This is a genomic window from Pseudoalteromonas arctica (assembly GCF_012927645.1).
GTDB classification, from domain to species: Bacteria; Pseudomonadota; Gammaproteobacteria; order Enterobacterales; family Alteromonadaceae; genus Pseudoalteromonas; species Pseudoalteromonas arctica_A.
In genome coordinates, this window is the sequence record NZ_JABBMT010000041.1 from 18,376 (window position 1) to 27,396 (window position 9,021).

Below are 9,021 nucleotides of genomic sequence, written 5' to 3' on the forward strand. Positions count from 1 at the left end.
GTACGTGAATGCTATTGTCTTACTGTTTTATACTTAACTCAACCGCGCCATGACTCAAATTATAAATATCTTTTATAGCTTGTGTGGCTTGGCGGCTATCTATAGTAATAACCCATTCAATATTAGCAGTAAATTGCTTTTCTATATTAAGTACTTGAAATTGCGTTTTTAGTAACTGCTCTATCGCTCCTTGCGCGCTGTAATCACTACGGCCCACCAGCTCAACACTAGGAACTTTTAATGTAGTTGTTAAATGTGCCAAGGCATTATTTAGCGAGCCGCCATACGCTCTGACTAACCCGCCAGTGCCCAGTTTTATACCGCCAAAGTAACGAGTAACTACTGCGGTGACTTCTCCAAACCCTGAGCCCATTAGCACATTAAGCATAGGCTTGCCTGCCGTACCATTAGGTTCACCATCATCAGAGAAACCATAAACATGACTACCACCAGGGTTTCCTGCAACATGCGCCCAACAGTTATGACGAGCATCGCTGTATTTACTTTCAATCTCACGGATAAACGCTTTTGCCGAGGCTAAATCTGGCGTATGGGCTATATGCACAATAAAGATGCTTTTTTTTATTTCTTCTTGATGAAAAACGGTTGCTGCTGGGTACTTATATTCTGACATTCTTTGATAAATCCAAATAATGAAGCAAAAAATGGGGCCATATGGCCCCTGCTTTTAACACCGGATAATTAATCTAACGATAAATCACGGGTCATATTTTCTAAGCTATCTTCGTGAACAATAATGTTGTCCTCGATACGAATACCACCAAACGGTTTAAACGCTTCAACCTTTTCCCAGTTAATAAACTGTTTGTTGTCAGTTTGCGCTAAATCGCCAAGTAATGAATCGATAAAGTACAAACCAGGTTCAATCGTGAATACTTGGTTTTTCTCAATCAGGCGCGTACAACGCAAGAATGGATGACCTTCAGGTGGCGCTTGATGCGTGCCCTTTTCATCAGCCATAAAACCACCCATATCATGTACTTGTAAACCAAGATGATGACCCAGTCCATGCGGGAAGAAAGTCGATGTAATACCGCGCTCAACAATCTCAGCGGCTGGTAATTTAACAATATTAAAATCACTAAGCACCTGAGCAATACGTTGATGACAATCTAAGTGTAATTCACCGTATAACAACCCTGGCTTCAATGCTTTACCCAATGCAATTTGATGTTGTGTCATTGCGGCGATTAATTCGGCAAACTCGCCCGACTTTTTAAAATCATAAGTACGGGTTATATCTGCAGCATAGCCATTAAAGTTAGCGCCAGCATCAATTAAGAACGAATGATGTACTTTTGGGGCTTGAGGCTCAAAATGAGTGTAGTGCAAGATAGCGCAATTTTCGTTAAGCGCAACAATATTACCATACGGCATTTCGTTTTCGCTTTGGCGGGTAGCCATTAAATACGCTTGCTGAATATCAAATTCCGAGCCACCGTTTAAAAAGGTATCACGCGCCACTTTATGACCATCAACCGCAATACGGTTAGCTTGGCGTAAACATTCAAGTTCGTATTGAGTTTTATAAGCGCGGTGGTAATTAAAATAATTGAGCACCGGCTCTGGATTCATAACGCTAAAGCCTAGCGCAAGCGCAACTTCTAGGTATTCACCAATATAAGCGTACTTCGCTTTATCGTAAGGTAATAGTTTTTCAACTTGATCAGGCTGTAATAATAGCTCGATATCAAAGTAATCGGCCCAAAAATCTCGCGGTTCATCTGGCACTTTGTGCCAAAAGTCGACTGGGCGATAAAAAATTAGTTTTGGTTTATCACTGCCATTTATAACAATCCAACAGTGCGGATTATCGATGACCGGTAACCAAGCTTTAAAATGCGGGTTAACTTTAAACGGATAATACATATCGTCTAAGAACTGACGTTTAGCTTGTCCAGAATGGACCACTAAACCTTCTAATCCTTCACGTTCAATAATAGTACGAGTACGCTGCTGCAGTGTTGCAATATGTTCGGCATATAAAACGGCTAATTTATCCATAGAAAACCCATCTGTTAAATTTTACTTGTATAAGAGTCTATCATAGACTCATTTATACCCAAACTTCCCAATGCAGATGCGCTAAAGCACTTGCGCCTTAGCCACCCATCTTCATGTCCAATATTGGTGCCAATATGTTTCCTTCGCGCCCTAAACGCGTGTGATAAACCTGACGATAGGCAAATACATTTTTTACGTACTCCCGAGTTTCACGGTACGGGATAAGCTCAATCCATAATTCAGCAGGTATGGCTTCATCTGGTAGCCACTTTTTGATTCTATGGTAACCGGCGTTATACGAGGCAGTTGCTAGTATTTCGTTGCCATGGTTTTTCTTTTTTAAATATTCTAAATACTTTGTGCCTAAACGTATATTTGTTCTCGGCTGATTTAAACGGTTTCCTGAAACCGTGTTTTTATTTACATACTTTGCTGTACTTGGTAAGAGCTGCATTAAGCCTCGCGCATTAGCATGAGAACGCGCATCAGGTGCAAAAGAACTTTCACGACGCGAAATAGCAATGCTCCAAGTAACATCTATATGATTACGTTTACTGTAACGCTCAAATAAATCTTGAAAAGCAAATGGGAAACGTAACTCTACATAATCCCATGCCTTAATTTGCGCTAAAGTATAAATAGTACTGTCGTACCAATCTAATTCAGCCGCGAGTTTTGAAGCCGCGAGCTTTTCTTCATCGCTAGAAGTGCTTGTTAAATAATTCCATTCGCGACGAGCCGAAGTAAACCGCTCAAGTTCATACATTGCTTTAGCACGTTTAAAACCGGGGGCATTAGCTACCTCATGCATCAATTTGTCGCTCACTAACAAAGGTTGACTATTGAGCTCAATTGGCAACCCCAACCGCGCAGCAGCCAAAAAGCCATAATAATCACGCTCTTTTGCGACTGTTTGCCAAATAGCTTTAGCACGTTGTGTATCACCTCGTTGTTCTAAACTATACGCTAACCAATATTGCTGACCCAGACTAAGGTTTTCTTTACCTGTAAAAAACGCCACGATGCCTGGCCAATCTTGAGTTTTTAGCATATTGCCTAGTTGCCATTGCATTAATTTACGGTCTTGGCGATCTTTGGGAACTTTACTCAACCAAAAGCGCGCCTCAGGGTGACCACTTGATGCCAGCGATAAAGCAAAACTATAATAAACATCAGCTTTTTGTTCGTCAGAATAGTTAAACATTTTGTCTAACTTTTCCCATGCTTTAAGCGCTAAGGTTTTATCTCGCCAAATTAACCGCTTAATACCGTAATGCGCAATTTCACTTTCTTTAACAGTTTTATGCTTATAGCGGTACATTCCTGCTACTGCACTGGGATCGCTGCGAACTTTTCGGTAAAAGTCAGCCAAGTATTGCTCATTTTTCGGTAATAAGGTTTTTAAGTATGGCAGTAAGCTTTGCGAGCCACCTTGTGCCGATAAAGTAATCCGTTGCCATATTTGCTCTTGGCTCATATACCCTTTTTTACGCCAAACATTAAATAGTGAATCGCATTCTTCTGGCTGTGACTTCCCGACAGTCCATAAATTTGTTACTTGACTCATTATCGCTTGTTCTGGCGCTCCTAAATCGAGCTGATACTGCAGATAAGTACAAGTCAGCTCACTATTTGTAGTCTCGCGATAATTATTAATAAAAGCAGCTTTACGGTTTTGCTTTTGCAAATTCTGCAGCCATGCTTTGCGCACCGGCCACTCTAAAGGCGTACTTTGATAAATAGTTAAATAACGCTCAATTTCAGATTGATGCTCAATATCAGGATGGCGCTGCCAATAAGTTTTTTCAATATAAGGCTTTAATGGATGATCTAGTTGTGCAACAACTTCCTTAAACTCTTGATAATTAGCATATTTAACTTTTTTTTCAGCATCTAAAAATACGTCATGCTCTGTATTCGCGTAGGCAGAAAATAAAGGAAATAATAATGCTGCTGCCGTTACACTTAAAAATTGTTTTTTCATGATGACCTTAAATATTCAAAGGTAAATAAAAGACAAACACTTCGCCTACACCTTAGCACCAAACAAGCTATATTTTAACCAGTAGTAAGACACCACAGTAAATTTTTCGTTGCATTTTTAATTTAAAGCAAGCACACTGATTGAAATGCAAACTCATCGTACCAGTCTTAGTTCACTAACTAGGGAGAATAATAATGTTATATAAAAGCGATTCCTTTGAAGTTGCTTTCATCAAGGATAATATCGCCGAGTTCAAATTTTGTGTTGCAGGTTCTGTAAACACCTTGTCTCAGCAAACCTTGAAAGATTGCGCCTCTGCATTAAAAGAATTAGCCGCAAACAGCAATATCAAAGGCATGATTTTTACCAGTGATAAAGAACATTTTATTATTGGTGCCGATATTTTCGAATTTTTACCTACCTTTACTAAACCAGAAGCTGAATTAGTAACCTGGATCAAAGATGCTACTGATATTTTTGACGCACTAGAAGATTTACCATTTCCAACTCTAAGCGCTATCAATGGTTTAGCACTTGGTGGTGGTTGTGAGTGGGTACTTGCTACCGATTATCGTATTGCTAACACTGATGCTAAAATTGGCCTTCCAGAAGTAAAACTAGGCATAATGCCTGGATTTGGCGGCACAGTTCGTTTACCACGCATCGTTGGTGCCGATAATGCTATGCTTTGGATCACTTCAGGTACTGAAAACCGCGCTGCAGATGCCCTTAAAGTAGGTGCGGTTGACGCAGTAGTTAGTGCTGACAAACTTTTAGAGTCAGGTATTTCAACACTTGAATTAGCAATTGCTGGCAAGCTAGATTGGCAAGCTAAACGTAACATTAAGCTACAACCGCTTAAATTAAACCGCGTTGAGCAAGGCATGAGCTTTGCAATGGCAGAAGGTATGGTAATGGGTAAAACCAAAGGCCACTATCCTGCTCCTATCATGGCAGTTCGCACTATTAAAGCGGCAGCAAACTGTACTCGTGATGATGCAATGGCGATTGAAAATGCCAACTTTGCTAAATTAGCACGTACTCCTGAAGCCGCAGCCCAAACGGGGATTTTCTTAGCAGATCAATACATCAAGGGTAAAGCACGTAAATCTGCTAAAACCAGCGATGTAGAAATCAAACAAGCCGCTGTATTAGGCGCAGGTATTATGGGTGGCGGTATCGCTTACCAGTCAGCATATAAAGGGACGCCTATTATAATGAAAGACATCCAACAGGGTGCGCTTGATTTAGGTATGGGTGAAGCATCTAAGCTATTAGGCGCTAAAGTTAAGCGCGGCCACATGGCAATGGACAAAATGGTAGCAACACTAGGTAAAATCAAACCAACTCTTAATGATAGCGATTTACAAAGCGCAGATATCATCGTTGAAGCCGTTGTTGAAAACCCTAAAGTTAAACAAGCCGTTTTAGCAGGTCTTGAAAAAGACATGCCTGCAGGTACTATCCTAACGTCTAACACATCAACTATTCGTATTGATGAATTAGCCACAGCTCTTGAAAAACCTGAAAATTTCTGTGGTATGCACTTCTTTAACCCAGTGCCAAAAATGCCACTAGTAGAAATTATTCGTGGTGAGAAAACCTCAAAGCAAACGATTAACGCCGTTGTTGATTACGCCTTAAAACTAGGTAAATCACCTATCGTTGTTAACGATTGCCCTGGATTCTTTGTAAACCGTGTATTATTCCCATACTTTGCCGGCTTTAGTAAATTAGTTGTTGAAGGCGCTGATTTTGCAAAAGTAGATAAAGTAATGGAAAACGTGTTTGGTTGGCCAATGGGTCCTGCATACTTACTTGATGTTGTTGGTATTGATACGGCTTACCACTGTACTGGCGTGATGGCTGATGGTTTCCCTGAGCGCATGTCACGTGCCGAAAAAGATCCGGTAACAATATTCGCTAACGAAAAGCGTTTTGGTCAAAAGAACAAAGCGGGTTTCTACCAATACGCACCAGATAGACGCGGCCGCTTGAAAAAAACCCAAGATCCACAAGCAGTTGAGCTACTGAGTTCAATCACTGATGCACCGAAAGAGTTTGATAAACAAGAAATTATCGACCGCTGTATGATACCTATGATCAACGAAGTGCTACTTTGTTTACAAGAAAACATTGTTGCTTCTCCACAAGAAGCTGACATGGCACTTATTTACGGCATCGGTTTCCCTCCATTTAGAGGTGGCGCGTTCCGTTATTTAGATCAAACTGGACTAGCTAACTTTGTTGCAACAGCTGACAAATACGCTCACCTAGGTGCGATTTACCAAGTATCAGAGCAAACTCGCAAATGGGCTGAAGAAGGCCGTGTTTTCTATAAGGTGGAAGGATAAGACCATGAATACTCCAGTAATTGTAGATTGTATCCGCACGCCAATGGGCCGTTCAAAAAACGGCGTATTCAAACACAAGCGTGCTGAAGATTTAAGCGCCCACTTAATGAAGGGTTTACTTGATCGCAACCCAGCCGTTGATCCAGCATCGATTGACGATATCTATTGGGGCTGTGTACAACAAACGTTAGAGCAAGGTTTTAACGTTGCTCGTAATGCCGCTTTACTTGCCGGCATTCCGCATACTGTACCTGCGGTAACGGTTAACCGTTTGTGTGGTTCATCAATGCAAGCACTCCATGATGCCGCTCGCGCAATTATGACCGGTGCTGGCGACACTTACTTAATTGGTGGTGTTGAGCATATGGGCCATGTACCAATGACCCACGGTAATGACTTTCATCCAGGTCTTGCAACTTCAATAGCGCAAGCGTCTGGCTCAATGGGCTTAACTGCTGAATACCTTGCAACACTTCACGGCATTAGCCGTAAGCAGCAAGACCAATTTGCCTACCGTTCGCATCAGCGTGCTCATGCAGCAACTGTTGAAGGACGTTTCCGCCGCGAAATCCTTGCAATGGAAGGTCATGACGCAGACGGCTCACTGATTTTAGTTGAAGATGATGAAGTTATTCGTCCAGAAACAACGGTAGAAGGCTTATCACAGCTTCGCCCAGTATTTAACCCTGCATCAGGCTCAGTCACTGCCGGTACGTCTTCAGCGCTATCAGATGGCGCATCAGCAATGTTAGTAATGAGCGAGGAAAAAGCTAAAGCTTTAGGCTTACCAATTCGTGCCCGCGTAAAAGCGATGGCGGTTGCGGGTTGCGATCCATCAATTATGGGTTACGGCCCAGTACCAGCGAGTAAAAAAGCACTTGCACAAGCGGGCATCACTATTGATGATATAGACGTTGCTGAGCTAAATGAAGCATTCGCAGCGCAATCACTACCAGTATTAAAAGACTTAGGTCTTGCTGATGTGGTTGATGAAAAAGTGAACCTAAATGGCGGCGCAATCGCCCTTGGTCACCCACTAGGTTGTTCTGGCTCGCGTATTAGCACATCATTAATTCACTTAATGGAAGACAAGAACGCAAAATACGGTTTAGCGACTATGTGTATTGGTTTAGGCCAAGGCATTGCAACTGTATTTGAACGTGTTCAAGACTAATTAGTCTTATACACGTAACCAACTCTTGGTGATAAAAAGCCGCGTTGATTTATAAATCAACGCGGCTTTTTTATGTGCTTTTTCAAATTACCTTTATGGCCGAATAAGCATTCGTGATGTGACTTTATTTATTGTGATTAGGCCGTTAAACTAGCAGCCTTAAATTAATCGTTAAGCGCTACTTGATAAGGTCCACCGCCATGAGTTTTGATAACCCCGATCACCAATTAGACGCCATCGGCCTACGCTGCCCAGAGCCAGTCATGATGATCCGCGGTGCCGTGCGTAAAATGGAAAATGGTGAAACATTATTAATTATTGCCGACGACCCCTCAACCACCCGTGATATCCCTAGTTTCTGCACGTTCATGGATCACACCCTAATAGCAAAAGAAGTAGATGCCGTACCGTATAGATACTTGGTGAAGAAAGGGTTATAATTTCCAAGGTATTTTTGTGGATCCGCCTACTTTACAATACTCTTGTTCGACTTCAGGTAATGCATCATCAAAGTTAACTCCAACACTGATATCACTGTGGTAAAGTAATACATCTAAAAATACTCTACAAAGCTGTTGACACATATATTTAGCATAATCGCTTTTATAAGTGTCATGTGTAGAAATATTTCTAACAATACGAGCTGAGTGTAATAGTAATTCTTCATCTCGACCTATGCTTTCACAGCACCTTAAAATAGCACTATTTGCTGTATTACTTTCCTTAACCCCGCTTCTGCCAACAATATTTTTCGGCACACTTTTTGGTTGCTCCTTTTTATTTAAAACTTCAATAGCAGTCCAAAGTTCATTAAGTAAATTCATATTGTTAAATTCACTAGCTATGATTGTATAATTACACATAGCGTTAATTATCTTTTTAGAATAAGTAAGTTTATGTAACTTTTCTTCTATAACACTACTCTCAAATGAAATCTTATCTGCATAACCTCTATATTGAATATTCCATTTTGGTTTGCGAATATAATTCGGTTCAATATATGCTCTAATCTCTTCACCGTTGCTTTCAATATGCAAGGTATGTACTTCTCCGAGAGTAAAAGGGTTGAGTGATTTATTATTTTCTAAACTAAAAATATATTTCGTATATAACAAACTCCACAAAGCTATTTTAGCTAGTAAGAACTGGTGCGCTTTATGAAATGCTATATCAGGTGAATCTGCATCTAAACAAATAAGTACTTTTTTATAGCTGTCTTCTTCTATTCTTCGTATCCTTCCAAATTTTTCTGGATATAGATTAACAAAACTGAATTTATACCCCTCTACAGAATCTAATTTATGCAGCTCAATCGGAAAGTCTTTCGGAATGTTTATAGCGGTTAGATAACAATAACTCATAGGTTGGATCTTAAGAAAACTTGAAGTTGAACTCTGTTAATGATCAAATAGTTACGCCAATAAAAAATGACTAAAAACAGAGTTCACATGCAGATTAACCAAGTTTCAAATCAATTAAAAGCC

At 40.5% G+C, this 9,021-nt stretch carries 7 protein-coding genes; 3 read left to right on the top strand and 4 right to left on the bottom strand.

All coding sequences use genetic code 11. The features are described from left to right. Window positions 1–19: 19 nt before the first annotated feature. The 3 genes from HHO47_RS17265 to HHO47_RS17275 all read right to left on the bottom strand — a co-directional run bounded on the left by HHO47_RS17265 (window position 20) and on the right by HHO47_RS17275 (window position 4,009). Window positions 20–634 (bottom strand): YigZ family protein, encoded by a 615-nt coding sequence (locus HHO47_RS17265; RefSeq protein WP_169021411.1) that lies wholly within the window; start codon window positions 632–634, stop codon window positions 20–22. Window positions 635–702: 68 nt separating this feature from the next. Next, complete coding sequence (gene pepQ / locus HHO47_RS17270; protein WP_169021412.1) at window positions 703–2,025, bottom strand: Xaa-Pro dipeptidase; 1,323 nt, start codon at window positions 2,023–2,025, stop codon at window positions 703–705. Between the two features lie 97 nt (window positions 2,026–2,122). Next, window positions 2,123–4,009, bottom strand: a complete 1,887-nt coding sequence (locus tag HHO47_RS17275; protein ID WP_169021413.1) for a transglycosylase SLT domain-containing protein — start codon at window positions 4,007–4,009, stop codon at window positions 2,123–2,125. A gap of 194 nt (window positions 4,010–4,203) precedes the next feature. On the opposite strand from HHO47_RS17275, the gene fadB reads away from it, so the two are divergent. The 3 genes from fadB to tusA all read left to right on the top strand — a co-directional run bounded on the left by fadB (window position 4,204) and on the right by tusA (window position 7,977). Next, complete coding sequence (gene fadB, locus HHO47_RS17280; RefSeq protein ID WP_169021414.1) at window positions 4,204–6,363, top strand: fatty acid oxidation complex subunit alpha FadB; 2,160 nt, start codon at window positions 4,204–4,206, stop codon at window positions 6,361–6,363. Between the two features lie 4 nt (window positions 6,364–6,367). Then, window positions 6,368–7,537, top strand: coding sequence for an acetyl-CoA C-acyltransferase FadA (fadA, locus tag HHO47_RS17285; RefSeq protein ID WP_169021415.1), 1,170 nt, complete (start codon window positions 6,368–6,370; stop codon window positions 7,535–7,537). A 200-nt stretch (window positions 7,538–7,737) separates the two neighbouring features. Beyond that, entirely contained in the window at window positions 7,738–7,977 is a 240-nt protein-coding gene (tusA, locus tag HHO47_RS17290) for a sulfurtransferase TusA (RefSeq protein ID WP_169021416.1), read from the top strand. Here tusA and HHO47_RS17295 read toward each other — a convergent pair. Next, the gene (locus HHO47_RS17295) at window positions 7,972–8,898 is read right to left on the bottom strand and encodes a hypothetical protein (RefSeq protein WP_169021417.1); all 927 of its coding nucleotides are present in this window, start codon (window positions 8,896–8,898) and stop codon (window positions 7,972–7,974) included. The two genes, tusA and HHO47_RS17295, sit on opposite strands and share 6 nt — an antisense overlap. Between the last annotated feature and the right edge of the window lie 123 nt (window positions 8,899–9,021).